The organism is Aeromonas sp. 1805, from assembly GCF_013085525.1.
GTDB classification, from domain to species: domain Bacteria; phylum Pseudomonadota; class Gammaproteobacteria; order Enterobacterales; family Aeromonadaceae; genus Aeromonas; species Aeromonas hydrophila.
Genome location: NZ_CP038515.1, coordinates 4,313,098 through 4,339,126, shown reverse-complemented (window position 1 = coordinate 4,339,126; position 26,029 = coordinate 4,313,098). Strand labels below are relative to the sequence as shown.

General features: G+C 62.7%; 25 protein-coding genes and 1 pseudogene. 12 read left to right on the top strand and 14 right to left on the bottom strand.

The window, feature by feature from the left end; all coding sequences use genetic code 11:
• Nucleotides 1-21 precede the first annotated feature (21 nt).
• From E5E96_RS20130 to E5E96_RS20090, 9 genes are all read right to left on the bottom strand, one after another.
• Nucleotides 22-1,653 carry a methyl-accepting chemotaxis protein gene (locus E5E96_RS20130; protein ID WP_171282960.1) on the bottom strand — a complete coding sequence of 544 codons (1,632 nt, stop codon included), beginning with the start codon at nucleotides 1,651-1,653 and terminating at the stop codon, nucleotides 22-24.
• Between the two features lie 111 nt (nucleotides 1,654-1,764).
• Complete coding sequence (locus tag E5E96_RS20125) at nucleotides 1,765-2,973, bottom strand: EAL domain-containing response regulator (protein ID WP_011706358.1); 1,209 nt, start codon at nucleotides 2,971-2,973, stop codon at nucleotides 1,765-1,767.
• Nucleotides 2,974-2,975: 2 nt separating this feature from the next.
• Nucleotides 2,976-4,052, bottom strand: coding sequence for a chemotaxis response regulator protein-glutamate methylesterase (locus E5E96_RS20120; protein WP_029300494.1), 1,077 nt, complete (start codon nucleotides 4,050-4,052; stop codon nucleotides 2,976-2,978).
• The gene (locus E5E96_RS20115; RefSeq protein WP_171282959.1) at nucleotides 4,049-4,912 is read right to left on the bottom strand and encodes a protein-glutamate O-methyltransferase CheR; all 864 of its coding nucleotides are present in this window, start codon (nucleotides 4,910-4,912) and stop codon (nucleotides 4,049-4,051) included. Before E5E96_RS20115 ends, E5E96_RS20120 begins: the two co-directional genes overlap by 4 nt.
• Before the next feature lie 2 nt (nucleotides 4,913-4,914).
• On the bottom strand, nucleotides 4,915-5,442 hold the full coding sequence (locus E5E96_RS20110) for a chemotaxis protein CheW (RefSeq protein ID WP_171282958.1): 528 nt from the start codon (nucleotides 5,440-5,442) through the stop codon (nucleotides 4,915-4,917).
• Between the two features lie 9 nt (nucleotides 5,443-5,451).
• On the bottom strand, nucleotides 5,452-7,110 hold the full coding sequence (locus tag E5E96_RS20105; protein ID WP_253264670.1) for a methyl-accepting chemotaxis protein: 1,659 nt from the start codon (nucleotides 7,108-7,110) through the stop codon (nucleotides 5,452-5,454).
• A 61-nt stretch (nucleotides 7,111-7,171) separates the two neighbouring features.
• The gene (locus E5E96_RS20100) at nucleotides 7,172-9,328 is read right to left on the bottom strand and encodes a chemotaxis protein CheA (protein WP_171282956.1); all 2,157 of its coding nucleotides are present in this window, start codon (nucleotides 9,326-9,328) and stop codon (nucleotides 7,172-7,174) included.
• Nucleotides 9,315-9,635 (bottom strand): STAS domain-containing protein, encoded by a 321-nt coding sequence (locus E5E96_RS20095; RefSeq protein WP_011706352.1) that lies wholly within the window; start codon nucleotides 9,633-9,635, stop codon nucleotides 9,315-9,317. Before E5E96_RS20095 ends, E5E96_RS20100 begins: the two co-directional genes overlap by 14 nt.
• Entirely contained in the window at nucleotides 9,632-10,000 is a 369-nt protein-coding gene (locus E5E96_RS20090) for a response regulator (protein ID WP_171282955.1), read from the bottom strand. Before E5E96_RS20090 ends, E5E96_RS20095 begins: the two co-directional genes overlap by 4 nt.
• 730 nt (nucleotides 10,001-10,730) lie before the next feature.
• On the opposite strand from E5E96_RS20090, the gene hybO reads away from it, so the two are divergent.
• The 11 genes and pseudogenes from hybO to E5E96_RS20035 all read left to right on the top strand — a co-directional run bounded on the left by hybO (nucleotide 10,731) and on the right by E5E96_RS20035 (nucleotide 21,790).
• Nucleotides 10,731-11,864 (top strand): hydrogenase 2 small subunit, encoded by a 1,134-nt coding sequence (gene hybO, locus E5E96_RS20085; protein ID WP_011706350.1) that lies wholly within the window; start codon nucleotides 10,731-10,733, stop codon nucleotides 11,862-11,864.
• Nucleotides 11,865-11,866: 2 nt separating this feature from the next.
• Entirely contained in the window at nucleotides 11,867-12,892 is a 1,026-nt protein-coding gene (gene hybA, locus E5E96_RS20080; protein WP_042015680.1) for a hydrogenase 2 operon protein HybA, read from the top strand.
• On the top strand, nucleotides 12,885-14,072 hold the full coding sequence (gene hybB, locus E5E96_RS20075) for a Ni/Fe-hydrogenase cytochrome b subunit (RefSeq protein WP_016351002.1): 1,188 nt from the start codon (nucleotides 12,885-12,887) through the stop codon (nucleotides 14,070-14,072). The genes hybA and hybB overlap by 8 nt, the downstream gene beginning before the upstream one ends.
• The gene (gene hybC, locus E5E96_RS20070; RefSeq protein WP_171282954.1) at nucleotides 14,069-15,772 is read left to right on the top strand and encodes a hydrogenase 2 large subunit; all 1,704 of its coding nucleotides are present in this window, start codon (nucleotides 14,069-14,071) and stop codon (nucleotides 15,770-15,772) included. The genes hybB and hybC overlap by 4 nt, the downstream gene beginning before the upstream one ends.
• Nucleotides 15,772-16,302 (top strand): HyaD/HybD family hydrogenase maturation endopeptidase, encoded by a 531-nt coding sequence (locus E5E96_RS20065; protein WP_171282953.1) that lies wholly within the window; start codon nucleotides 15,772-15,774, stop codon nucleotides 16,300-16,302. Before hybC ends, E5E96_RS20065 begins: the two co-directional genes overlap by 1 nt.
• A complete protein-coding gene (hybE, locus tag E5E96_RS20060) occupies nucleotides 16,284-16,832 on the top strand; it encodes a hydrogenase-2 assembly chaperone (protein WP_171282952.1) in 549 nt (182 codons plus the stop codon). The genes E5E96_RS20065 and hybE overlap by 19 nt, the downstream gene beginning before the upstream one ends.
• A gap of 107 nt (nucleotides 16,833-16,939) precedes the next feature.
• A complete protein-coding gene (locus tag E5E96_RS20055) occupies nucleotides 16,940-18,571 on the top strand; it encodes an ABC transporter substrate-binding protein (RefSeq protein ID WP_171282951.1) in 1,632 nt (543 codons plus the stop codon).
• 11 nt (nucleotides 18,572-18,582) lie between these two features.
• Nucleotides 18,583-19,560, top strand: a complete 978-nt coding sequence (locus tag E5E96_RS20050) for an ABC transporter permease (RefSeq protein ID WP_171282950.1) — start codon at nucleotides 18,583-18,585, stop codon at nucleotides 19,558-19,560.
• Complete coding sequence (locus tag E5E96_RS20045; RefSeq protein ID WP_171282949.1) at nucleotides 19,550-20,368, top strand: ABC transporter permease; 819 nt, start codon at nucleotides 19,550-19,552, stop codon at nucleotides 20,366-20,368. The genes E5E96_RS20050 and E5E96_RS20045 overlap by 11 nt, the downstream gene beginning before the upstream one ends.
• A pseudogene (locus tag E5E96_RS20040) lies at nucleotides 20,362-21,149 on the top strand (ATP-binding cassette domain-containing protein). The gene E5E96_RS20045 and the pseudogene E5E96_RS20040 overlap by 7 nt, the downstream one beginning before the upstream one ends.
• Complete coding sequence (locus E5E96_RS20035; protein WP_171282948.1) at nucleotides 21,149-21,790, top strand: ATP-binding cassette domain-containing protein; 642 nt, start codon at nucleotides 21,149-21,151, stop codon at nucleotides 21,788-21,790. Before E5E96_RS20040 ends, E5E96_RS20035 begins: the two are co-directional and overlap by 1 nt.
• 289 nt (nucleotides 21,791-22,079) lie before the next feature.
• Here the strand turns inward: E5E96_RS20035 and hypB are convergent, their stop codons facing one another.
• Entirely contained in the window at nucleotides 22,080-22,928 is an 849-nt protein-coding gene (hypB, locus tag E5E96_RS20030) for a hydrogenase nickel incorporation protein HypB (RefSeq protein ID WP_216368115.1), read from the bottom strand.
• Between hypB and E5E96_RS22645 the strand changes: the two genes are divergently transcribed.
• Entirely contained in the window at nucleotides 22,809-23,189 is a 381-nt protein-coding gene (locus E5E96_RS22645) for a hypothetical protein (protein ID WP_253264718.1), read from the top strand. The genes hypB and E5E96_RS22645 overlap by 120 nt on opposite strands.
• Here the strand turns inward: E5E96_RS22645 and hypA are convergent.
• The 4 genes from hypA to E5E96_RS20010 form a co-directional block, all read right to left on the bottom strand.
• Nucleotides 23,167-23,508: a hydrogenase maturation nickel metallochaperone HypA gene (hypA, locus tag E5E96_RS20025; protein WP_029300530.1), complete on the bottom strand. Its 342-nt coding sequence runs from the start codon at nucleotides 23,506-23,508 to the stop codon at nucleotides 23,167-23,169. The two genes, E5E96_RS22645 and hypA, sit on opposite strands and share 23 nt — an antisense overlap.
• 66 nt (nucleotides 23,509-23,574) lie before the next feature.
• The gene (hypE, locus tag E5E96_RS20020) at nucleotides 23,575-24,579 is read right to left on the bottom strand and encodes a hydrogenase expression/formation protein HypE (protein ID WP_171282946.1); all 1,005 of its coding nucleotides are present in this window, start codon (nucleotides 24,577-24,579) and stop codon (nucleotides 23,575-23,577) included.
• An 85-nt stretch (nucleotides 24,580-24,664) separates the two neighbouring features.
• A complete protein-coding gene (hypD, locus tag E5E96_RS20015; RefSeq protein WP_171282945.1) occupies nucleotides 24,665-25,783 on the bottom strand; it encodes a hydrogenase formation protein HypD in 1,119 nt (372 codons plus the stop codon).
• Entirely contained in the window at nucleotides 25,777-26,028 is a 252-nt protein-coding gene (locus tag E5E96_RS20010; protein ID WP_016350988.1) for a HypC/HybG/HupF family hydrogenase formation chaperone, read from the bottom strand. Before E5E96_RS20010 ends, hypD begins: the two co-directional genes overlap by 7 nt.
• Nucleotide 26,029: the final 1 nt, after the last annotated feature.

Sequence of the window (26,029 nt, the reverse complement as noted above, 5' to 3'; positions counted from 1 at the left end):
GGGCGGGTTTCGGCGTTTTTATTAGACCTTGAAGAACCCGATGCCCTGGTTGAGCTGCTGGATGATGGTGGTCAGCTGGGAGGCGTCGTGATTGACGCTCTCGGCGGCGGAGACGTTCTCCAGCGACATCTGGGTGATCTCTTCCACCGACTGGGCGATGAGCTGGCTGGCGGCGGCCTGCTCGTGGAGCATGGAGCTTATCTCCTGGATCAGCTCCACTACCTTGCGGGAGCTCTGATCTACCTGGGCCATGGTTTCGCTGGATCCCTCGGTGGTCTCCCGCACCGTGCTCATGCTGTCGGAGCAGGCGTTCATCCCCTTGACCGCGCTGGTGGCCCCCTGCTGGATGGAGGTGAGCATCTCGTTGATCTCCTGGGTGGCCTGGGTGGTGCGCGCCGCCAGGGTCCGCACCTCGTCGGCCACCACGGCGAAGCCGCGGCCCATGTCGCCGGCCCGGGCTGCTTCGATGGCGGCGTTGAGCGCCAGCAGGTTGGTCTGATCCGCGACCCCCTGGATCATCACCGAGATCTGGCTGATGCGGGTGATGTCGTCAAACAGTCCCTGCACCTGCTTGGCGGAGTCGTTGACCGCCGTGGTGACCCTGAGCACCTCCTGGGAGGCGTGCTTGACCTGCTTCTCGCCGGCCTGGGCTATCTCCCCGGATTGCATCACCACGCTGTTGGCCTGATTGGCAAACGAGGAGAGCTGGGAGACGGAGGTAGTAAGCTCTTCGACCGAGGCGGCCGTGTTGGCGGTGGCGAGGGACTGCTGCTGGGAGCTGGTATTGACCTGCTCGGCCGCCGCCCCCAGCTGGGAGGCACTGGCGGTGAGGCTTTCGGCAGCATGCTGCATGGTCGAGACGATGTCGCGCAGGCTGCGGCGGGTGCTGATCATCGCCTGCTGCATGCGGGTCAGCTCGTCGTTGCCCTCGGCCTGATCCGGGGCGGTGAGCCGGCCCTGCGCCAGTTGTTGCAGATCCTGCATGATGGCGAGCAGCGGCTGGTTGATGCTGCCGCTGAGCAGCCAGCCCAGCAGCAAGGAGAGCAGCACCGAGATGGCGAGTATGGTGTAGGTGGCGGTGGTGATGTCGCTGGCAATCACGTCGCTCTCATCAAAGGCCTGTTTGCCCAGCCCCTGATTGATGTCGACCAGCTTGCTGAGCAGATCGTCCACCACCTGAAACGTGGCGGCGGCCTCGCCCTTCATCAGCTTGATGGCGTTGTCATTGTCATGGGCGTAGCTGGCGGTCATCGCCTTGTGTGCCGCTTCCTTGTAAAGCGGCCAGGCGCGGTCAAAGTCCGCCAGAGCCAGTTTTTCCGGTTCGCTCAGCTGGGTTGCCCGGTACTTGTCCAGCAGGGCGGCCATCTTCTGCTCGTGCAGATCCATATCCCTGGCAATCTTGTCCATGCCGCTTTGGGTCGGCTCGATGACGTAATCGAACAGTGAGCGGTTGTGATAGATGGCCTGCATGTTGGCGTTGGCGACATCCGTGATGGGGGTCAGGATGTTGAGGTACATGTCGTTGAGCATGTCATTGATGGTGTTGGTGTTTTGCTTGCCGTAGAGCCCGACCCCGATCAGGATGAGATTCAGCAACAGGAAGGAGACGATAAGCCGCGTCTTGATGGAGAGCTGGCGAAGTAGGTTGTTCATGGTAGCCTCATGCTTGTTTCAAGCGTCCATGCAGCGATGTCGATACTGCCGGTGTTGTTGTTGTCCCGCCCTCTCGGAGCGGGGTTCCTCAATAGCGCAAAGGGACACGATTCAGGTCGCTCTGGCCTGCCATTCGGCAAACCATTTTTCAATCTGATCGACCGGCAGCGGTCGGCTGATGTAATAGCCTTGCGCCAGCTCGCAGCCGAGCAGTGCCAGCTGCTTCCAGTCCTCTTCGGTCTCCACTCCCTCGGCGACCGTCTTGAGGTTGAGCTTCTGGCTCATGACGATCGCTGAGGTCAATATAGCCAGCTTCTTGGGGCTGCTATGGGCGTCGTGCACGAATTCCTTGTCAATCTTGATCTCGGTGAAAGGACAGCGAGATAGCTGCTTCATGGAGGAGTAGCCGGTGCCATAATCATCCATTGCGATGCCAAATCCACGCAGTCTCAATCGTGCCAGGGTGCCCAGCGACATGGCGAGGTTGGACATGAAGGTGGTCTCGGTGACTTCGATGATGATGGCGCTGCAGGGCAGTTGATGGGCCTGCACGATGGCAATCATGTTCTCGACCAGCTTGTCCGTCAGCAGCAGGCTGACCGGCATGTTGATGGAGCAGGTGGGATGCTCGGACAGTGCACCCAGGGTGGTGAGTGCCTCGCAGGTGGCGTGCAGGAACTGGTAGAAGAAATCGAGCGCCAGCTGCCCCTCTTCCAGATGATGAACGAAGCAGATAGGGGGAATGACCCCGTGCTCGGGATGGATCCAGCGCACCAGCGCCTCGAAGCCGTAGAGACTGGCGTCCGCCATCAGCACCTTGGGCTGCAGAAAGGGGATCAGCTGGCGGTTGTCCAGCGCCTGCTGTACATCCTCGGCGGTGAAGGTGAGCTGCATCCACTTCTTGTTTTCCCGGTGTGCCAGCGGATCGCAATGCTGCAGCATGTTGCGCAGATCGCTTTGTCGCAGCGGCTTTGACAGCACGCCGATCACCTCCAGGGTGCTGGCATCGGCGATGGCGTGGATCACGTCCAGCACGTCCCGCTCCACCCCGCTCATCACGGCCACGAACATCCGGTAGTGGGTGTTCTTCTCCAGGTTGCTGATGAGCTCGACCCCGTCCATGCCGGGCATGTTGAGGTCGGTCAGCAGCAGATCGATGCGCTCGAGCTGCTGCAGCTTGTTCAGGGCATCCTGGCCATCATGGGCAACGTGGATCTGGCCGAACCCCAACTCCTGCAGCAGGCAGGTCACTTCGTACTGCTGGGTGCGGGAGTCATCCACCACCATGGCACTGCGGCCTTGCCATTTTTCCAATGACATAATTACACGCCTCGTAGATCCGGACGGCTGAGCGTCTGGGTAATGTGGGTGAGGGACATGACTTCATCCACTCCGCCGTGGGCTATGGCCTCTTTGGGCATGCCGAACACCACGCAACTGGCTTCATCCTGGGCGATGGTGCGTGCGCCCGTGTCGTGCAGCTCCCGCATGCCGCGGGCGCCGTCATCCCCCATGCCGGTCATGATGACGCCGAGGGCGTTGCGCCCCGCACTCACCGCCACCGAGCGAAACAGCACGTCCACCGAGGGGCAGTGGCGGGAGACCGGCGGCCCCTCTTTGACTTCCGCCAGATACTGGGTGCCGCTGCGCTGGATCAGCAGGTGCTTGCCCCCCGGCGCTATGATGGCGACCCCGGGCAGCAGGCGATCGCCGGTCTCGGCCTCTTTCACCTCCAGCTGGGAGAGGCCGTTGAGCCGCTCGGCAAAGGAGGCGGTGAAGCGGGCCGGCATGTGCTGGACGATGGCGATCCCCGGGCAAGTGGCGGGCAGGCGGGAGAGCAGGTACTCCAGCGCCTGGGTACCACCGGTGGAGGTACCGAGCGCAACTATCTTCTCGGTGGTGCGAAAGGAGATCCGCTCCGCCGGCGGGGAGAGTACCTCGTCGGCATTGCGCCTCGGGGTGACCGGTAGCGGGGCGGCACCGGGCAGCAGATTGCGCAGCTTGGCACCGACGGCCCCCCGGATCTCCTGGATGAAGTCGTTGGCCGACTGCTGCAGGAAGCTCTTGATGCCGACGCTGGGCTTGGTGACGATGGAGATGGCCCCCGCCGACATCGCCTCCAGGGTGATCATGGCCCCCTCTTCGGTGAGGGAGGAGCAGATGATGACCGGGGTGGGGTGCTCGGCCATGATCTTCTTGAGGAAGGTGAGACCGTCCATGCGCGGCATCTCGATGTCGAGGATGATGACGTCGGGCCAGCACTTCTTCATCTGCTGCATGGCGAAGATGGGGTCGAAGGCGGCGCCAATCACCTCGATATCCTCCGCCTTGCTCAGCATCTGGGTCAGTACCTCTCGTACCAGGGCCGAGTCGTCGACGATAAGCACCCGTATGGTCATGGCAGCTCCTTGGGCTGAAGGGGCAGGCAGCGGTAGCGGGAGGGGGCCTCCTGCACCAGCGGCAGATCCTGCTGGCGGATGATCTCGGAGTGGCCGACCAGCAGGTAGCCGTCCGGGCGCAACAGGTTGCAAAGCTGCGACAGCACCCGGGCCTTGGTCTCGTCATTGAAGTAGATGAGCACGTTGCGCAGGAAGATAACGTCGAAGTTGCGCTCCGGATAGTCGCCGCATGTCAGCAGGTTGAGGTTGGCAAAGGTGACCTTGCCGGCCAGCTCCGGTTTGACCCGGATCTTGCCGGCGAACTCGTCATGGCCGCGCTGAAAATAGCGCAGCCACAGATGGGGCGGCACGTGCTGGGCCCGCTCGACCGAGTAGACGGCACGGCGGGCAAAGGGGATGACCCGGGTGTTGATGTCGGTGCCGTGGATGCTCCAGCGATCGTTGATGCCGAGTTGTTCGGCCAGCACCATGGCGGCGGAGTAGGCTTCTTCTCCGGTGGAGCAGGCGGCGGACCAGATCCGCAGCGGCTGGCGGCGAGTGGCAAGCAGTTGTTCGGCATGGTGCTTGAGCCAGCTGAAGTGCTGGGATTCGCGAAAGAAATAGGTCTCGTTGGTGGAGAGCAGGTTGATGGCGAACTGCCGCTCGTGGGGATCGCTGGACTGGTTGATCCGCTCCCAGTAGGCGTGATAGCTGGAGAGGTGCAGTGCCCGCAGCCGCTTGGCGAGCCGGGATTGCACCAGCGCCCGTTTGCAGGGGGCAAGATCGATGCCTGCCGAATTCAGGATGAAACGGCGAAACAGATCGAACTCGCTCTGGCTGAGAGTCGGGGTGAGTTCGGCCGTGAAGGGGAGCGCCACCATGGTCAGCCGCCCTGTTCCGGGGAGAACTGCTGCTCGGTGGCCGCCTCGGCCATGGCGCTCAGCTCGGCGATGGAGAGGGCCCTGTGCATGTCGAGCAGGATGGCAAACTGCTGATCGATGGTGACTACCCCCTGAATGAAGTCGCCGCGGATGTGGGTGCCGAAGGTGGGGGCCGGCTCGATGGCGTCGCTGCGGATCTCCAGCACCTCGCAGACCGCATCCAGCAGCATGCCGATCTCCTGCGCCTCGCCGGTGCTGTTGGGCAGGGAGAGGATGGCGACGCAGGTGGTGGGCTGCAGCAGGGTCTGGCCCCGGCCGAAACGGATGGAGAGGTCGATCACCGGCACCACGGCGCCGCGCAGGTTGATGATGCCTCGCACGAAGCGCGGCATCATGGGCACCGGGGTCATTCCCTCGAACTCGATGATCTCGCGAATGCAGCCGATGTCGATGCCGTACAGTTCGCCGCCCAGCATGAAGGTGACGCAGTGAAAGTGGGCGCTGGTGTCAGGGGCAAGCTTGTCTCTCATCGCCGGCTCCTAGTAGTTGGTGAACTTGCCATCGTCTATCTCTCGCTCCAGATCCTCTTCATGAAAGGGGTAGGGGCGGGAGAATGCGGACTTAGGCTTGCTGCGCCGGACAATATGGGCGCCGCCGTGCGGGGTATAGGGCTGGCGGGTGTTGCCGCCGCGCAGGGTGAACTGCTGCATCAGCTCCTGCAACTGCAGGGCGGTGGAGCTCAGCTCTTCCGAGGTGGAGCTGAGCTCTTCCGCCGAGGCGGCCGAGGCCTGCATGCCGTCGCTTATCTGGGTCACGGCGATGTTGATCTGGGAGACGCTGGCCCGCTGCTCGCGGGAGGCTGAGGCGATCTCCTGCACCAGGGTGGCGGTCTGATCGATGCCGGGCAGCATTTCACGCAGCAAGGATCCCGCCTGCTCGGCGACGCTGACCGAGCGCCCGGCCAGCTCGCCAATCTCCTTGGCGGCGGTCTGGGAGCGTTCGGCCAGTTTGCGCACCTCGGCGGCGACGGTGGCAAAGCCCTTGCCGTGCTCGCCGGCGCGGGCCGCCTCGATGGCGGCGTTGATGGCCAGCAGGTCGGTCTTGTTGGCTATGTCGTTGATGACGGTGATGCGCGACGCTATCTCCTTCATGGCGTGCACCATCTCGCCGACCGCCTTGCCGCTTTCGGTGGCGCTGCTGGCCGCCCGGGTGGAGATGTTTTCGGTCACCTTGGCATTGTCGGCATTCTGGCTGACGGTGGCGGTCATCTCCTCGACCGAGGCACTGGTCTGCTCGACGCTGGAGGCAAGCTCGGAGGAGGTCTGGGAGAGGGCATTGGCGGTGGCGGCCACCTGCTCGGAGGCGGAGCCGATGGCTTCCGACATGGCACCCACCTCGTTGAGGGTGTCGGAGAGGCGGTGGGCCATGCTCTTGATTGCATAGAGCAGGCTCGAGGTGTCGTCGGCCTTGAGCTGCACAGGGGTGGAGAGATCCCCCTCGGCGACCCGGGCCACCACCTGCACCGTGTAGGAAGGGTCACCCCCCAGCTGGCGCAATATGCTGCGGGTCACCAGCAGGGCCAGGATGAGGCAGATGAGAAAGGCGGCGCTGGCGATGGCGATGAGGATCTGCAGGTTGTCCTGATAGATGTTCTGGCTCTCATCCATGGATTGGGTGGCCAGCTCGGCATTCACCTTGACCAGATCGCTCAGCAGGGCATCGGCGATGTCGAAGGCGGGGCGCCCCTTGTCACCCATCAGCCGAAAGGCGTTGCGCTCGGGCTCCCCATCCTGGCCCGGTGTCTGAGCCAGCTTCAGGATCTCGCTGGCGTACTGCTTGTAAGTGGCCCAGGCCTGATCGAAGCGGGTGAGCAGGTCCACCTCCCGCTGGGTGAGATAGGTCTTGCGGTAGCTGGCCAGAAAATCCCACATCCCCTTCTCGAACTTGTCGACATTGACCAACGCTTGGGTTTTGAGATCCGGGTCGACCTCGCCGATGTAGCGATAGAGGGCCCGGTTCTGGTAGACCGCATAGATGTTGGCGTTGGCGATGTCCTTGATCGGCAACAGCTGGTTGGCGTGCATGTTGCTGACCAGCTGCATCATGGTTCTGGTGGAGTAGTAGCTGGTGAGCGACAGCACCACCAGCAGCACCATGAGGATGGAGAACGAGAACACCAGCTTTGTTCTGACTTGCAAGTTGTGAAACCAGTCCATGGTCTGACTCCGTCAATTCCGTTGATGTGCTGAAGGTGTGTGGTCAATCTCTGAGGCTGTAAAGGGCATCGGCCTGTTGCCGGAGCGCATGTTGTTCCCGCCGCCAGGCCAGCTGGATGAGCTGGGGGACGTCGAGGATGAGCGCCGGTTGACCGTTGCCAAGAATGGTGGAGCCGCTCACGTAGCGCAGGGATTTGAACAGCTCGCCGAGCGGCTTGATGACGGCCTGCACCTCGCCAATCAGGCGATCCACCACGATGCCGGCACGATGGTCGGCATAATCAACCATCACCACGAACTCGGGTTCGTCGGCAGGGGGCAGGGCAAACAGCTCGCGCAGGACGATGAAGGGCACCCATTCGCCGCGCACGTTGATCTGGCGGGCCGGGGTGCGCAGGGCATCCGGCGGCAGATCGATGCACTCGACCATCATGTCGAGGGGGATCACCAGGGAGGCGTGATCCACCTCGATGCGAAAACCGTCGATGATGGCCAGGGTGAGCGGCAGTCTCAGCCTGAAGGTGGTGCCCAGCCCCAGCCGGCTGTCGATGGTGGTTTCGCCGCGCAGAAACTCCAGGTTGCGCTTGACCACGTCGAGCCCGACCCCCCGCCCGGAGAGATCGCTGACATCGCTGGCCGTCGAGAAACCGGGCAGAAACAGCAGTTGAAAGATCTCCTGTTCACTCAATACCTTGCCTTCCGGCAGCAGCCCCTGGCCATGGGCCTTGGCGAGGATCTTGTCGCGGTCGATGCCGCGGCCGTCATCGCTGACCTCCACCACCACGGCGCCGGCGTCGTGATAGGCGTTGAGGGTGATGGTTCCCTGCGCCGGCTTGCCGGCGGCGAGCCGAGCTTGTTGCTCTTCGAGGCCATGATCGGCGGCGTTGCGCACCAGGTGCATCAGGGGGTCGGTCAGCTTCTCGACCATCGACTTGTCGATGTCGGTATCGGCGTTGCGGATCTGAAGCTGGATCTCCTTGCCGGTCTGCTGGGAGAGTTCGTGCACCAGTCGCGGGAAGCGGTTGAAGATCTCGTTGATGGGCACCATACGCAGAGTGAGTGCGTCGTCGCGGATCCCTTCCACCAGGGTGTTGACGATGGCCACTGATTCGATGAGCTCCGCATCGCCCCTCATCCTCGCCTGCAGGGTGGTGGCCGAGGTGGCGATCACCAGCTCGCCGACCCGATTGATCAGCCGATCGAGCTTGGCCGCCTCGATGCGGATGTAGTGTCCCTCTGCCCGCAGCGGTGCGGGTCTGGTCTGCTGTGTGGGGGCCTCCTGCGGCGGCTGGGCTGACTGGATGGGAGGCGCCAGGGCCGGTTCGGCGTTTGCCGCGCCGGGCGTCAGTTCGCCTCGCGCGATGCAGGCTGCTTCCTCTTCGCTCAGCGCGCCGGCTTGCACCCAGCGCTGCAGCTGGGCCGCGAGCGGCTCATTGCGCCAGGCCGCCAGTTTTTGCCCCTGTTCTGAAAACTGCGCCAGATCCTGATGGGGGCTGAGCAGGCAGATGAGACTGGCGTGGGCAACGAAATCAAAGGTGCTCCGGATCCGCTCGGCCGGTTCGGCGCTGAGCAGGCCAATCTCGTAGCCGAGGAAACACTCGGTGGCATCGAGCAGTTGCAGCGGGGGCCACTCCTGCCAGACCGGCTGGATGACGCGGATCTCCCCCAGGTTACCGAGGTAGCGAATGAAGGCCAGCAGATCGAAGCCGTCCTGATAGAGGGCCGGATAGAAGCGCAGGGAGAGGTGCCAGGCGCGCCGATCCGTCTGATTGACCGGTGCGGGAGCCGGCATGATCAGCGGCTGGCTGGGCAGGGTCTGGTGCCCTTGCAGCTGGGAGAGCAGGGCCAGGATCTGCTGGGTCTCGGTCTGTTGCAACTCGGGGTTGTGTTCGGCCCCCTGCAGCAGGTCGCGCAGTTGATCGTTGCAGGCCAGCAGCAGGTTGATGAGGTGTTCGTCCAGCGCGATCTCGCCGCTGCGCAGTCGCTCCAGCATGTTCTCCATTGCATGGGCGAAGCGCACCAGCATGGCCAGCCCCAGCATGCCGGCCGAGCCCTTGATGGTGTGGGCGGTGCGAAACATCAGGTTGTAGGTGTCGGGGTTGGCCGGATAGGTGTCGCGATCCAGCAGGGCGTGTTCCAGATTGTCGCACTGCTCGTAGGCCTCCTCGAAGAAGAGGGCACAGGCCTTATTGATGTCCATCCGCGCGGCCCTCCCCATGGTCGGCTGGCCACAATCCCATCAGGCTCAAGACATGGCGGGCCTGGCTCCCTTCAGCGGCCTCGAGTCGCAGCTGCTTGCCCTGCTGGCCGGCCTCCTGCTGCAGGATGGCGATGAGCTGGGCACCGCAGCCATCGAGCATCTCCAGCGGGGTGAGATCCAGTGTCAGCACGGAGAAATTGAGCAGACCGAACAGTTCATCCTGCAGATCCCCCAGCGTGATGACGCTGAGCTCGCCGCTCAGGGTGGCGGTCACCGGCGTTTGTCGGGTGTCGATGGCCAGGCTCATGGCTGCACCACCTTGCAGACATCGTCCAGCAGCTTGAGCGGTTCGAACGGCTTGGTGAGCCAGACTCGGGCGCCGGCCTCGAATCCTTCCCGCTTGATCTGCTCGGAGTCTTCGGTGGTCAGCATGATGAAGGGGAGGTAGCGGGTAGTCTGCTGGGCCTTGACCCGTCTTAGCAGGGTCATGCCATCCATGCCGGGCATGTTGAGATCGGAGATGATGAGGTGTACCCGCCGCTGCTCCAGTTCGATGAGGGCGGCTTCGCCGTCTCCGGCCTCAATCACCTCAAAACCGGCGCTGCTGAGCGTCATGGTGATGGCCGCCCTGATCCCCACGGAATCATCCACCACCAGTATGGTTTTGCTCATCGGTCATCCTCATCGACTTCATGGGTTCCTTGCCCTTAGCGCCAAGGGCAGAGCTCGCACAGGGCTCAGTGATAATTGTTGTTCAACAGCTTGATGTTGGAGAGATTTTTATGTCATCACTGACTAATAGAGACAAATGGCACCAGTTGTACGAGCCAGGTGGCGCAGCCGGGCCGGGAAGGAGGGGGTGGGTCACATGTTGCAAGAGGGGGAATAGGGGGAAAATGCAGATACCCTGTTGATGACAGTAAATTAATCAAGCAAGGGAGATGTTTCTTGAATAGACAGGGACGCATATTTTATAAGCTGATAATAAATATCGTTCGCGCGTCCATTCCACTTGTTTACATATAATCATACAAATATAAAGGTATATATTATCAGCCACTTTTGACGATGTAAAATAGCCTATGGCTGGTAACATAAAGACCAGATCAAATAGTGTGACAACGCTTTCATTCTGATTATTTAACATCACGAATTAACGGGTAATTTAAATGAATTAAATTCATCAACACGCAAAATTACCCCCTAGTGGGTATTTTTGTGGTTGGCGCCATGCTTTCTAAGTCTATGCTACATATGAAATTTTTAAATCCATGCTGATGAGTTTTCTATTTGAATAATGTTCCGTCACTTGATGGAGATCAACGCGGGGCAGGGGGGGAGTACTTAGCATTTCCGCTATTAAGCATTTATCAAACAAGTGCTCACTACGGGAATAAAAAGAATGGTCGAGGATACTTTTTTATCGGCTCATGGAATTAATCGCCGTGACTTTATGAAATTGTGCGCCGGGATGGCCGCAACCCTTGGATTAAGCCAGCATGCCGTGGCCAAGATGGCCACCGCGCTCACCAGCCCCGAGCGGCCACCGGTGATCTGGATAGGGGCGCAGGAGTGTACCGGTTGCACCGAATCGCTGCTGCGTGCCACCCACCCCACCATCGAGAACCTGATCCTCAACACCATTTCGCTGGAGTATCACGAGGTGCTCTCGGCGGCCTTCGGTCATCAGGCCGAAGAGAACAAGCACAATGCCATCGAACGCTACAAGGGCAAGTATGTGCTGGTGGTGGATGGTTCCATCCCGCTCAAAGATGGCGGCATCTACTGCATGGTGGCCGGTGAACCCATCGTCGACCATATTCGCCGCGCGGCTGCCGATGCGGCTGCCGTCATCGCCATCGGCTCCTGCGCCGCCTGGGGTGGAGTGCCCGCCAGCGGCGGCAACCCGACCGGCGCCGTCAGCCTGGAAGAGGCCCTCGGCAACCTCGGCACGCCGATTATCAATATCCCGGGCTGCCCGCCCAATCCCCACAACTTCCTCACCACGGTCGCCTACTACATCACCTACGGCAAGCTGCCGGCGCTCGATGCCAAGAAGCGGCCGCTGTTTGCCTATGAACGGCTCATCCATGAAAACTGCGAGCGTCGCCCGCACTTCGACGCGGGCCGTTTTGCCAAGGAGTTTGGCGACGAGGGCCACCGTCAGGGCTGGTGTCTCTACCATCTTGGTTGCAAGGGGCCGGAGACCTACGGCAACTGCTCGACCCTGGAGTTCTGCGACGTGGGCGGCGGCATCTGGCCGGTGGGCATCGGCCACCCCTGCTACGGCTGCAACGAGCAGGGAGTGGGTTTCAGCAAGGGGATCTTCCAGCTCGCCAAGGTGGAGAATCCCACCCCGCGGGTGAACAAGCCCGACGTGGCCATCCAGGAGGGAGGACACATGTCGCCCACCGCCACCGGCCTTATCGGTGGGGCGCTCGGGGTGCTGGTCGGGGTGAGTCTGATGACGGTGCGCGAGCTCGGTCGCCAGCAGAAGCGCCATGAAGCCGGACAGCACACCTCACGGGAGGAGTGACCGTGAACAGACGCAACTTCCTCAAATTCGCCTCCGTCGGTGCGCTGGCGGCGGGCACCACCGTCTCCGGCACTGCCCTGGCGGCGGCCGAGAACAAGCCGCCCATTCCCGGCGCGCTCGGCATGCTCTACGACTCCACCCTCTGCATCGGCTGCCAGGCCTGCGTGGCGGAGTGCCAGCGCCTCAACGGCAACCCGGCCAATCCGGCCGGGGAAGCGACCTGGTCCAACAACGACAAGCTGAGCCCCTACACCAACAACATCATTCAGGTGTGGAAGAGCGGCACAGGCGAGCACAAGGATCAGCTGGTGGATGGCTATGCCTACATCAAGAAGCAGTGCATGCACTGTGTCGATCCCAACTGCGTCTCCGTCTGCCCGGTGCAGGCGCTGACCAAGGATCCCAAGACCGGTATCGTCCACTATGACCCGGACGTCTGCACCGGTTGCCGCTACTGCATGGTGGGCTGCCCGTTCGACGTGCCCAAATATGACTACGACAACCCGTTCGGGGCGATCCACAAGTGCGAGCTCTGCAACCAGAAAGGGCTTGAGCGCATTGATCAGGGCAAGTTGCCCGGCTGCGTCGAGGTGTGCCCCACCGGCGCCGTCATCTTCGGCACCCGCGAGGCGCTGATGGCCGAGGCCAAGCGCCGGCTGCTGGCAACGCCGGGCAGCGAATATGCCTATCCGCGCCAGACCTTCAGCGCCAACGATCCCTACCTGCACGAGGTGCCCAACTACCAGCCTTACGTCTATGGCGAGAAGGAGGGGGGCGGCACCCAGGTGCTGGTGCTGGCCGGGGTGCCCTACACCAAGCTCGACATGCCTGACTTGCCGGAGCTCTCCTCCGGGGCGCGCTCCGAGCACATCCAGCACACCCTCTACAAGGGGATGGTGCTGCCGCTGGTGGTGCTGACCGGGCTGTCGGTGCTCATTCGCCGCAACACCAAGGACCATCAGGATGGCGACGATCATGACTCGCACGCGGGCCATGACAAGCAATCGGGAGGCAAGGATCATGAGTAATCACAAGGCACATCCGCTGGGAGGCAGGCTGGTCAGCTGGCCGGTCATGGTGCTGGCGCCGTTCGTCATCCTGTGCGGCATGCTGATCCTCAAACGCCTCATCTTCGGGCTGGGCTCGGTCACCGATCTGAACGGCGGCTACCCCTGGGGGCTCTGGATCTCGTTCGATCTGCTGATCGGCACCGGTTTCGCCTGCGGCGGCTGGGCGCTGGCCTGGGCGGTCTACGTCTTCAACCGGGGCGAGTATCACCCGCTGGTGCGGCCGGCCCTGCTGGCGAGCCTGTTCGGCTATTCCCTGGGCGGCCTCTCCATCACCATCGACGTCGGTCGTTACTGGAACCTGCCGTACTTCTACATTCCGGGTTTCTTCAACACCTCCTCGGTGCTGTTCGAGACGGCGGTCTGCATGACCATCTACATCGGGGTGATGGCGCTGGAGTTTGCCCCCGTGCTGATGGAGAAGTTCGGCTGGAAGGTCTCCCTTGCGCGGATCAACAAGGTCATGTTCTTCATCCTGGCGCTGGGGGCCCTGCTGCCCACCATGCACCAATCCTCCATGGGATCCCTGATGATAGTGGCGGGGGAGAAGATCCATCCGCTCTGGCAAAGCTACGAGCTGCTGCCGGTCTTCTCCTTGCTCACCGCCTTCATCATGGGCTTCTCCATCGTGGTGTTTGAAGGCTCCCTGGTGCAGGCCGGGCTGGCGGGGCGCGGCCCCAACGAGAAGCCGCTGTTCTACAAGCTGACCCAGGTGATCGACATCTTCCTGATCCTGTTTGTGGCGCTGCGCTTTGCCGAGATCGTCATCAACGACAAGTCGGAGTACCTCTCCCAGTGGAATCGCTACGCCTTGATGTTCTGGAGCGAGATCGCGCTGATGATCTTCCCGCTGCTGGTGTTCCACTGGGACAAGAGCCGCCGCGATTCGCGCATGTTGTTCCTGGGGGCTCTCAGCATGCTGCTGGGCGCCGCCCTCTGGCGACTGGACTACTCCCTGCTCGCCTTCAACCCCGGCAATGGCTACCACTACTTCCCCTCCGCGGCGGAAGTGCTGATCTCCTTGGGCTTCGTCGCCATCGAGGTGTGTGCCTATTTGCTGCTGATCCGGCTCTTGCCGGTACTGCCATCACTTGAACGTGTTCACCAAGATTATCAGGCCCGAGGGAAAGCCAACGTATGAGCCAACGTATCACCATAGACCCCATCACCCGCATCGAGGGTCACCTGCGTATCGACTGTGAAATCGAAGGCGGCGTCGTCACCAAGGCCTGGTCGTCCGGCACCATGTGGCGCGGGATGGAGGAGATCGTCAAGGGCAATGACCCGCACGATGCCTGGATGATAGTGCAGCGCATCTGCGGGGTGTGCACCTCCATTCATGCCATCGCCTCGGTGCGGGCGGTGGAGAATGCCATCGGCGCCAAGGTGCCGGTCAACGCCCAGTACATCCGCAACCTGATCATTGCGGCCCACAACATCCACGATCACATCGTCCACTTCTATCAGCTCTCCGCGCTGGACTGGGTGGACATCACCGCCGCACTGCAGGCCAATCCGCAAAAGGCGGCCGACCTGCTCAAGGGGGTATCGACCTGGTCCCTCAACAGCGCCGACGAGCTGACCAAGGTGCAGGACAAGATCCGCGCCCTGGTGGCGAGCGGCCAGCTCGGCATCTTCGCCAACGGCTACTGGGGCCACAAGGCGATGAAACTGAGCCCGGAGGTGAACCTCATCGCCGTGGCCCACTACCTGCAGGCACTGGAGTGCCAGCGCGATGCCAACCGCATCGTCGCCATCCTCGGCGGCAAGACTCCCCACATCCAGAACCTGGCGGTGGGCGGGGTGGCCAACCCCATCAACCTGGATGCACCGAGCGTGCTCAACCTGGAGCGGCTGCTCTACGTGAAGAGCTTCATCGACCGGCTCGGCGAGTTTATTGAGCAGGTCTACAAGGTGGATGCCGCCATCATAGCCGCCCACTACCCCGAGTGGCTGAACCTGGGGCAGGGGGCCAAGCACTACCTGAGCGTGCCTGAGCTGCCCACCGACGGTGACGGCGGCAGCTTCCTGATGCCGGGCGGCTACATCGAAAACGGCGATCTGGCCGGCTATCGTCCCATCGAGAGCCATCAGGATGCCTGGCTGATGGATGGCATCGCCGAGAGCAACAAGCACGCCTGGTACAAGGATGACGCCCCCCTCAAACCCTGGGAGGGCAAGACCGAGCCCAACTACACCGGCTGGCAGGATGACGGCAAGTACTCCTGGGTCAAATCCCCCACCTTCTACGGCAAGGTGGTGGAGGTGGGGCCGCTCGCCGACCTCCTGGTCAAGCTCGCGGCCAAGCACCCGGAGACGGTGGCGCACTTCGATCAGCTGAACGGCCTCTACAAGACGCTGACTGGCTCTGCCATCAAGACCGAACAGCTGCACTCCACCCTGGGCCGCATCATCGGCCGGGCGGTGCGCTGCTGCGTGCTGAAAGACACCTTGTCTCATCAATGGAAGGCGCTGGTGGACAACATCGGCAAGGGGGATTTCAGCGCCTACATCAAGACCGATATCCCGGCGGACAAGGAGTTTTGCGGGGTGGGCTTTGAAGAGGCTCCGCGCGGCATGCTCTCCCACTGGATCGTCATCAAGGGCGGCAAGATCGCCAACTATCAGGCGGTGGTGCCATCGACCTGGAACTCGGGCCCGCGCAACTTCAACGACGAGCCCGGCCCCTACGAGCAATCCCTGGTAGGCACCCCGGTGGCCGACCCCGCCAAACCGCTGGAGGTGGTGCGCACCATCCACTCATTCGACCCCTGCATGTCCTGCGCGGTGCACGTGGTGGATACCCAGAGTGGTGAAACGACTCAGGTGAAGGTGCTGTGATGAACACCCTGATCCTGGGCGTGGGCAACCTGCTGTTGAGCGATGAGGCCGTCGGCGTGCGTATCGTCGAGGGGCTGGAGCGCGACTACCGCTTCGCCCCCGGCATCGAGCTGCTCGATGGCGGCACCGCCGGCATGGAGCTGCTCGAAGCGATGGCCAGTCGCGACCACATCATACTGGCGGACGCGGTGCGCAGCGGCAATCCGCCGGGTACCGTGGTGACCCTGAAAGATGAGGAGATCCCGACCCTGTTTGGTCGCAAGATCTCCCCCCATCAGCTGGGGCTGGCGGACGTGCTCTCGGCGCTGCACATGACGGGGGAATCCCCCAGGCGGCTCACCCTGATCGGGGTCGAGCCTGAATCCCTCGAGCCCCGCATCGGCCTCACCCCTGTGGTGGCGGCTGCCATGGGGGAGGCGACGGATCGGATATTGACCCTGCTGGCCAGTCTGGGGGCACCGGCCATCCCGCTCTGTGAGCAGGAGAAGGCCGAGCGAGCGCGGGAGGGCGTATGGCGCAATCCATTGTGAATGAGGCAGTGAACGAAGCCGCGAAAGAGCCGGCGCAGGAGTTTGCCGGTTTTGCCGCGAACCCTGCACCGCGCTTGGTGGCTCAGTACGAGCGGATCGCCAGAGAAGAGATGCAGGCTCTGCCCTTCTACCACCCGGCTATGCCCATCGTGGCGGAGTGCACCCTGTTTGAAGGGCAGTGGCTTGGCTGCGTGCTCACCCCCTGGATGTTGAGCGTGGTGGTGCTGCCGGGGCCGGATCAGCTCTGGCCGGTGCGCGGTAGCAGCGATCGGCTCGCGTTGCAACTCCCCTGCGGCAACCTGACCTTTATGGTGGGTGCACTGCCCGAGACGGGGCAGTTGCTGGCCTGCTCGCTCATGTCCCCCATCGACCCGCACCTGGGGGCCGACGAGGGGCGGGCGCTGGTGAGCAGCACCCTCAAGATGTTGCTTTCGCTTCCGGTGCAACAGGGGGAAGGCGGCGTGAACTTGAGCCGGCGCCGCCTGTTCAGCGGCCGGCGTGGCGACCCTGTGGGCGACACCCAGCGCTAGGTCTCATCTGCAATCAGGTTTAGAATAGGGGCCGTTTTGGCCCCTCACTCGCTTCTGTCGTGCCCCTGTTTTTTGGGTAGTGAGTGGTAAAACGAACAAGGGATCTTATGACCATTCAATGCTTTGGCTGCCACTCAGGCAGCAACGCCTCCCGCCGCAAAGGCCTCTCTGTCACCGCGGCCGCCTTGCTGGCCCTGCTCTCGGGCGGTTTCTCTTCCATGGCGCTGGCGGCCCAGACCGTCCCCGCCGAACTCAAGCTCGCCATCGGCAGTGAGCCCACCGAAGGGTTCGACCCGCTGCTTGGCTGGAGCCACGGCAGCTACCTGCTGCTGCACAGCCCGCTGCTCAAGCAGAATGCCGACCTCAGCTGGCAGAACCTGCTCACCCAAGCGGTGACTCCGAACCAGGATGGCAAGGGGTGGCTTATCCGCCTCAAGCCGGATCTGAAATTCTCCAACGGTGCACCGCTCACCGCCGAAGACGTGGCCTTTACCTACAACAGCGCAGCCCAGGGTGGCGGCAAGATCGACATGGGCAACTTTGTCTCGGCCAAGGTGCTCTCGCCTACCGAGGTTGCCATATCTTTAAGCGCCCCCCAGAGCACCTTCGTCAACGTGTTGGGATCGCTCGGCATCGTGTCGAAGCGGGATTACGATCCCAAGGCTTACGCCCGCCATCCGGTCGGCGCCGGCCCCTACCGGCTGGTGAGCTTCCTGCCCGGCCAGCAGCTGGTGGTGGAAGCCAACCCCCATTACGCCGGCGGCAACAATGACTTCAAGCGGCTGGTGTTTGTCTTTATCGATGAAGAGAGCGCCTACGCCGCCGCCCAGAGCAGCCAGCTCGACCTGGTGCGCATCGCCCCGTCGCTAGCGCCGACAGTCCCTGCCTCCCTCAAGCTGTGGGTGCGGCCAAGCGTGGAGAATCGCGGCATCGTCTTCCCCATTCCGCCAGCGGGCGGCAAGGATACCAAGGGTTATCCCATCGGCAACGACGTGACCTCGGACGTGGCGGTGCGCCGCGCCATCAATTATGCCATCGACCGCAAGTTGCTGGCCGACCAGCTGCTGGAAGGACACGCCATCCCCGCCTACAGCGCGGTGGAAGGCCTGCCCTGGCTAAACAAGGCCACCGCCTTCAAGGATGGCGATGCGGCCCACGCCAACGCCCTGCTCGACGAGGCGGGTTGGAAGATGGGCAGTGACGGCATTCGCCACAAGGGCGACCTGCGCGCCGCCTTTACCCTCTGGTATACCAGTGGCGACAGCACCCGCCGGGATTTGGCGGAAGCGGTGCGGGCCATGCTCAAACCCATCGGTCTTGAGGTGAGCCTCAAGTCCGGCAGCTGGGAGCAGGTGGAGCGGGAGATGCACGCCAATCCGGTGCTGATGGGGTGGGGGAGTCTGGATCCCATGGAGCTCTATCACCACTACCAGAGCGGTTCCGCCGGCGTGGAGTTCTACAACCCGGGCTATTACCAGAATCCGGTGGTGGATGCGTACCTCAAGCAGGCGCTGGATGCCCCCGATTGGCAGGCGGCCGTGCCGTTCTGGCAGCAGGTGGAGTGGGATGGCAAGCGTGGCGCCGGAGTGCAGGGGGATGCAGCCTGGGCCTGGCTGCTCAACGTGCAGCACACTTATCTGGCCAACCGCTGCATCGACCTTGGCAAGGGGGCGCCGGAAATTCACGGTAGCTGGTCACTGCTCAACAACCTGCAGGATTGGCGGTGGACGTGCCGCTAAGTTCGTCCACCATGATGACTGCAACACTCAAAGCCCTGCTGCGTTTGGCAGGGCTGCTCTGTCTGGTCTCGGTTGCCACCTTTGTGTTGCTGAGCTACTCCCCCATCGATCCCATCAAGGCCTATATCGGCAACGATCTGCTGCACGTGCCGCCCGAGCAGTATGCCCGCATCGCCGCCCGCTGGGGGCTGGATCAGCCGCTCTGGCTGCGTTACTGGCACTGGTTCAGTCAAGTGCTGCAGGGGGATCTCGGTTACTCCATGCTCTACAACGCGCCTGTGGGTGAGGTCATTGGCCAACGCTTTGCCGCCTCCTTCCTGCTGCTGGCGTGCGCCTGGCTGCTCTCCGGATTTTTCGGGATTTTGCTTGGGCTCTGCGCCGGTCGTTATCTCAACCGCTGGCCCGATCGCCTTATCTGCCGCTTTGCCTACCTGCTCGCCTCCTTGCCCACTTTCTGGGTGGGCCTCTTGCTGCTGGCGCTGTTTGCGGTGCACTGGCCCTTGTTGCCGGTTTGCTGCGCCTGGACGCCGGGTCTCGCTGCCGATGAGGCGGATTGGGCCATGCGGTTGCGTCATCTGCTGCTGCCGGTCACAACCCTGGCCCTGTTGGGGCTTGGTAACATTGCGCTGCACACCCGGGAGCGGGTGGCCGAGGTACTGGCGAGCGATTTTATTCGCTACGCCCGCGCCCAGGGGGATGGCGGCTGGCCCATGCTGCGTTTTCACGTGCTGCGCCACGCTCTGACCCCGGCGATCTGCCTGCAGTTTGCCTCTCTTGGCGAGCTGATTGGCGGATCGCTCTTGGCAGAGAAGGTTTTCTCCTATCCGGGGCTCGGTCAGGCCACCGTGGATGCGGGGCTGAGGGGAGACATCCCCCTGCTGATGGGAATCGTGCTCTTCTGCACCCTGCTGGTCTTTTTGGGCAACACGGCGGCGCGGGTGCTGCTGGCCCGCATCAACCGCGGTTGGGAGGGTGTGCATGCTGTTTAATCCGCTCCCCTCCCTGCTGCGTCTGGGTTTTGCGCTGATCTGCCTGCTGCTGCTGGCCAGCTACGGCTGGAGCCTCTCTCATCAGGATGTGCCGATGGATCTGCTGGCGCGCCAGCAGCCCCCCTCGCTGGTTCACTGGTTCGGCACCGATCAGATGGGACGGGATCTCTGGTTGCGGGCCTTTCAGGGCACCCTCACCAGTCTGGAACTGGGCATCAGCACGGCCCTGTGCAGTGGTCTGCTGGCCATGGTGGCGGCCAGCCTCTCGCTCATCCATCCCAGGTGCGATGCGGCGGTGCGCCTCGTGATCGATGCCATGCTGGCGCTGCCCCATATGCTGCTGTTGATCCTGATCTGCTTTACCGCAGGGGGTGGCATGCGCGGGGTGATCCTGGCGGTGGCGCTCACCCACTGGCCCAAGCTGGCGCTTATTCTCTGCGCCGAGGCGCGGCGGATCGCCAGCAGCGACTACGTGGTGCTGGCCCGCTGTCAGGGGATGGGGGCGCTGCGCCGCTGGCGCACCCACCTGTTGCCGGGGCTGTTGCCCCAGTGGTTTATCGGCACCCTGCTGATGTTCCCCCATGCGGTGCTGCACAGCGCGGCGCTGAGCTTTCTCGGCTTTGGGCTGGCGGCCCACGAGGCTTCGCTGGGTCTGCTGCTGGCCGATGCCCTGCGTTATCTGGCCGGCGGCGGCTGGTGGCTGGCCCTCTTCCCTGGTCTGATGCTGCTGACGTTGGTTTTACTGTTTGATCAGGCTACCCGCGCCCTGCAACAACTCTGGTTTGGGTTTGGGGGAGAACCATGCTGAGTTTTGACCACGTGACCATAGAGGCGGCCCACTACTCCTGGCTGGGGCGGCGCAGTTGGCAGCCATTGCTGACCGATATCTGCCTGCAACTGGCGCCGGGGGAGATAGTGGCACTGGTGGGGGGAGCGGCGAGGGCAAGAGCCTGCTGCTGCAAAGCGCCCTGACCCTGCTGCCGGACAACCTGCGCATGCGTGGCACCATCTCCCTCGATGGCGTGCCCCTGTGCGACGCCAGCCGTGCCGGACTGCGCGGCCACACCCTCTGCTATGTGCCGCAGGGGGTGAGTGCCCTCAATCCGTTGCTGACGGTGGAGCGCCAGCTGGGCCGTGCGGCGCGTCTGTGCGGTCAGAGCGGTTCCCGCGAGCGGCTCGGCCAGCAACTGCTGCGCTACCAGCTGCCCGCCGCCACCCTGGACAGCTATCCGCGCCAGCTCTCCGGCGGCATGGCCAAGCGCATTCTGGCTTGCACCGCGGCCCTTGGCGGTGCCCGCTACATTCTGGCGGACGAGATCACCGCCTGGCTCGACGAGGGGCTGGCCTGCCAGCTGCTCAGCCAGTTGCGTGAGCTGGCCAATCAGGGCAGCGGCATCCTCTGGGTGACCCACGATCTGGCGCTGGCGGCCCGCTTTGCCGATCGTATCGTCGCGCTGCATCAGGGGCAGGTGAGCGATACCTTGAGCTGCCACCACCTGCGCCAAGGGCAGGGGAGCGAGATGCTCCGTGCCCACTGGCAGGCGCTGCCGGAGTTCAATACTCTCTTCTCTGCGCCGGAGGTTTCCTGATGTTTGAAATACGGGATCTCACCATCGCCCAGGGGGAACGCCCCCTCTGGCAGGGGTTGTCGCTGACGGTGAAAGCGGGCGAGCGGCTGGGCATCTCCGCCCCGAGCGGTCATGGCAAGACCACCCTGGGGCGAGTATTGGCCGGTTGGCAACCGGTTGGGGCCGGCGGGCAGATCCTGCTGGATGAGCAGCCGTTGGCCGAACCGGTGAAGGGTTATCACCCCATCCAGTTGGTGCCCCAGCACCCGGAGCTCACCTTCAATCCCTATCGCACCACCGGACAGGCGCTGTGGGATGTGTGGCGCCCCGATGAGGCCATGCTGGCCCGCTTTATGGTCAAGCCTGAATGGCTTGGCCGTAAACCCGGTCAGCTCTCCGGCGGTGAGCTGGCTCGCATCGCGCTGCTGCGCGCCCTCGATCCCCGCACCCGTCTGCTGATTGCCGACGAGGTGACTGCCCAGCTGGATCCGCAAATTCAGCGCCAGCTCTGGCGGGAGTTGATGGTTGAGTGTGAGCAGCGCGGGCTTGGCATGCTTGTCTTCAGTCACCAGCAGGCGCTGCTGCGCCAGATCTGTCATCGGGTGCTGCGCTTTGGCGAGATGCAGCCCGAATCAGGGGTGCTGACCGAAAGCGCGGCCTGAGGATTGGCTTCCCCCTCATCCCCAGCCCTTCTCCCGCGAGGGGAGAAGGGAGCAAATATGCGGTTCACCAGCATGATGTACCTCGGTGTATCTGGATACTGGCAGGGAATTATCGATATCCACTCATCGGTTCCCTCTCCCTGGGGAGAGGGCTGGGTGAGGGGATGCGAGTATGAGGCGCGGCCATTCGGTATAGAGAGAGAACGCCTGATAAGGTTTGTAGATAAAAGAGAGGGAGGCATCAGCCTCCCTCTCTTTTATCTACCGTTAGCAACGGCGTTTAACCGGTTCAGGCACTGGCTAGCCAGTTGAGCCAGGCATCCATCCCTTCGCCTGTGGTGGCGCTGACCTGGATCACCTGGATATAGGGGTTGACCCGTTTGGCGTTCTCGATGCAGCGGGCCACGTCAAAGCTGACGTAGGGCAGCAGATCGATCTTGTTGATCACCATCAGCTGGGCGGCGGCAAACATGTCCGGGTACTTGAGGGGCTTCTCTTCCCCCTCGGTGACGGAGAGGATCGCCACCTTGTACTTCTCGCCGAGATCGAAGCTGGCGGGGCAGACCAGATTGCCCACGTTCTCGATAAAGAGGATGCCCCCTTCATTGGCAGGCAGCTGGTGGCAGGCGTCGTGAACCATCTTGGCGTCCAGATGGCAGCCCTTGCCGGTGTTGATCTGCACGGCAGGGACGCCGGTGGCACGGATGCGATCCGCATCGGCGCTGGTCTGCTGATCCCCCTCAATCACGGCGCAAGGGCGCTTGTTGGCCAGCTGGCACAAGGTTTCGCACAGCAGGGTGGTCTTGCCGGAGCCCGGGCTCGACACCAGGTTAAGCACCAGCTGGGCCTCCTCGTCGAAGTGTTCGCGGTTGTGGGCGGCCAAGGCGTTGTTTTTGGCCAGCACGTCCATCTCGATGGCGATCAGCTGGCGCTGCCCCATGCCGGGCACCGACAATCCTGCTTCCCCTTTGCCGTAGTGCAGATCACCCTGCTGATGGTCATGGTCATGGTCATGGTCATGGTCATGGGGATGCGCGTGGGAATGGCCGTGGTCATGAGAGTGGGCATGTTCATGATGATGGTCGTGGGGATGATCATGGTGGTGCTCATTCGGCTGATCATGACTCTCGTGGCTTATGGGAGCCCGTACCCCGTGGTAGTGGTGATGGACATCCCCCTGATGGTGATAGTGGTGGTGAATGATCAGGGTGCGCGGCGCACTCTGCTCGTGATCATGATGGTGATGGGCGTCATGAGCATGATGATGGTCGTGCTCATGACCATGTTCATGGTGATGCTCATGCTCGTGATGATGCTCATGATCGTGCTCATGGCCGGCGATCCGCGCCTGACCGCATCCGCATACGCTACACATATCAACTTACCTCGATGTCGGTGATGCGCAGGCTATCACCCTGCGCGACTCGTAATTTGTATCCGCCACACTCGGGGCATGCTTGCCCGCGCTCGGTGAGGGTGACCGTCTGGTTGCAGTCGTAACACCAGGCCTCTGCCACCTGGTGCTGAAAGTGCAGCTGGGCCCCTTCGACGGCAGTGCCCTTGGCGGCCGCCTCGAAACAGAAGGCAATGGTGTCCGGGTCGACGCAGGAGAAGCTGCCGACCTCGAGCCAGAGGGCGGTCACCTTGGTAAAGCCCCGCTGGGTGGCCTGTTCGGCCGCCAGATCGATGGCGGCCATGGCCAGAGACATTTCGTGCATGGTGGCTCCTTAACCGATATGGGGAGGTGTGACTCCCCTCTGTCATTGGCTGAACGGCATGGCCGCTCAACAGATCCGCGGCAGCAGTTCCCCTTGCGGCAGCTCCAGATAACGGCGGCTGCCCCAGGGGTTGTTGAGGATCACCTTGTGGCGCTCGCTTGCCTGCACCACGCCGATCTGGCTGGCGGCGGGGTTGAATTGTCGCAAGATGCCCAGCGCGTCCTGCGCCTGTTCGGCAGGCAGTGCCAGCACCATGGTCCCCTCGTTGGCGAGATCATGGGGCTCGAAACCGTAGAGTTCGCACAGGCCCCGCACCGGATCGCACACCGGAATGGCGGACTCCTCCAGTTCGATGGCCACCTGGGAGGCTGTGCTCCATTCATTCAGCACGGCCGCAAGGCCGCCGCGGGTGGCATCGCGCAGGGCGTGCGGGGTAATCCCCGCTTTTAGCAGCGCTTCTACCTGCGGCCAGAGGGTGGTGCAGTCACTCTTGAGATCGGATCCCAGTTGCAGGGCGTCACGGGCCATCAGGATGCAGGCGCCGTGGCTGCCGATATCCCGTGACACCAGAATGGCATCACCAGCCTTGAGGCTCCGTACCGAGATGCCCCGGCTCTGTTCGGGCAGCGGGAAGGTGCCGACCCCGCTGGTGTTGATAAAGACCTTGTCGGCGGCCCCCTTGGGCACCACCTTGGTGTCGCCGCAGACGATGCGGGCACCGCTCTTGGCAAGCTCTGCTGCCATCGACTCGACGATGCGGGCCAGATCGGCGTAGGGGAAACCCTCCTCGATGATAAAGCTGCAGCTCAGATACTCGGGCTTGGCCCCCATCATGGCAAGATCATTGACCGTACCGGCGATGGCCAGCTTGCCGATATCCCCCCCCTCGAAGAACAGCGGCGAGACGGTAAAGCTGTCGGTGGTAAAGGCGACGGGGCCGCTTACTGGCAGGAGGGCGGCATCTTCACCGCGCAGCAGGATCTCGTTGCCAAAGTGGCGAAAGAAGAGCTGGTTGATCAGCTGATTCATCTCCACGCCGCCGCCGCCGTGGCTTAACTGAATTTCTCTCATCGGGTCTGGTTCTCCACAAGATTGCCGAAACAGGCTGGTTCATCTCCACCCATCACCCGACCGCCGTGGCTAAGTTGGATTTCTCTCATCGTTCCTGGATCCCCATATATCGGTAGTAGGCATTGCAGGCCCCCTCGGAGCTGACCATGCAGCTGCCCATGGGCTGGGTCGGGGTGCAGCCCCGGCCAAAGACTTTGCACTGGTTCGGCTTGGCCAGCCCGCGCAGGATATCGGCGCACTGGCACGCCTTGTGGTCATCGATGGGAGTCTGATTGAGCGCAAAGTGGCGCTCCGCATCGCGCTTGGCGAAGGCATCCCGCAGGCGCAGGGCGGAGGCGTTGATGTCCCCAAGGCCCCGCCAGCGAAAGTGCTCGCGGGTCTCGAAAAAGCGCTCGACCAGCCGCTGGGCGGCGCGGTTGCCGCTGGCGGTGACCGCCCGGCTGTACTGCACCTCCAGCGCGTAGCGACCCTCCACCTTCTGGCGCACCATCATCAAGAGCGCCTCCATCACATCCACCGGCTCGAAGCCGCTCACCACCACTGGCACCTGATAGCGATCGACGATGGGCAGGTAGATATCGGCGCCGGTGATGACGCTGACGTGGGAGGGGCCGATAAAGGCATTCACCTTGGCCACCCCGTCAGCCATCACCGCATGAATGGCGGGCGGCACCAGCACATGGTTGATATGAAACAGGAGGTTCAGGGCCCCTTGCTCTTCAGCGGCAGCCAGCAAGGCGGCGGTCATCGGGGTAGAGGTCTCAAAACCGATAGCGAAGAAGACCACGGTTTTCTCCGGGTTCTCACGGGCGATGCGCAGGGCGTCGAGGGGGTCATAGACCGGGCGGATATCGCTCCCCTTGGCGCGCTGCTGGGCCAGCGTGCCTTTGGAGCCCGGCACCCGGATCATGTCCCCCAGGGTGACCAGAATGACGCTGGGCTGGCTAGCCAGCTCGATGGCCTGATCGATGCGTTCTTTCGGCATGATGCAGACCGGACAGCCGGGGCCGTGAACAAACTCGATGCTGGCTGGCAGCAGCTGGTGCAGGCCGTACTTCATGATGGTGTGGGTATGGCCGCCGCACACCTCCATCACCCGCAGCGGTTCGGGCAGATCTTTGGCCAGTTCGGTGATCTGGGCGGCGAGGGCGCGGATCACCTCGGGCTGGCGAAAGCCCTGAAAGAGATCATTCAAGGTCAGCATGGCAAGATATCCTGGTTGGGCATCAGGGCCACCATCTGGCGGAAGCTCTCGAGGCTGGCCTGCGCCTCCTCCTGGTCAATCTTGCTCATCACAAAGCCGATATGGAGCAGCACATAGTCGCCCACCTGGAGGGGCTCTTCGAGCAGCATGCAGCTGACGCGTCGCTGCACCCCCAGGGTATCGACGGTGACGCAGTTATCTTCGGGGTGCAATTGCACCACCTGAGAAGGGATGGATAGACACATG